A 412-nucleotide genomic window follows, 5' to 3' on the forward strand; every position below is an offset into this window, starting at 1 on the left:
CTGGAAATGACCTACTCTCGCATGGGGAGACCCCACACTACCATCGGCGATACTGTGTTTCACTTCTGAGTTCGGAATGGGATCAGGTGGTGCCACAGCTCTATGGTTTCCAGACAAATTTTGTTCTAGGACGTGACACTAGATTATTCATGGTGCTGATACCCAGAATCGAACTGGGGACCTCATCCTTACCAAGGATGCGCTCTACCGACTGAGCCATATCAGCAAAACTCGATATAACAGGTTTCACTTACAGTAAAACTACTCATAAAGAGTAAATTAGGCGCCTGGAAATGACCTACTCTCGCATGGGGAGACCCCACACTACCATCGGCGATACTGTGTTTCACTTCTGAGTTCGGAATGGGATCAGGTGGTGCCACAGCTCTATGGTTTCCAGACAAATTTTGTT

General features: G+C 47.3%; 1 tRNA gene and 2 rRNA genes. All 3 read right to left on the minus strand.

The features are described from left to right. Positions 1 to 114, minus strand: a 5S ribosomal RNA gene (gene rrf / locus H5073_RS18085); the annotation flags it as partial. A 36-nt stretch (positions 115 to 150) separates the two neighbouring features. Continuing rightward, positions 151 to 226, minus strand: a tRNA-Thr gene (locus tag H5073_RS18090). A 59-nt stretch (positions 227 to 285) separates the two neighbouring features. Next, positions 286 to 401, minus strand: a 5S ribosomal RNA gene (rrf, locus tag H5073_RS18095). Positions 402 to 412 lie beyond the last annotated feature (11 nt).

Origin of the sequence: Shewanella sp. SR44-3, from assembly GCF_014163735.1 — a bacterium.
Lineage (GTDB): Bacteria > Pseudomonadota > Gammaproteobacteria > Enterobacterales > Shewanellaceae > Shewanella.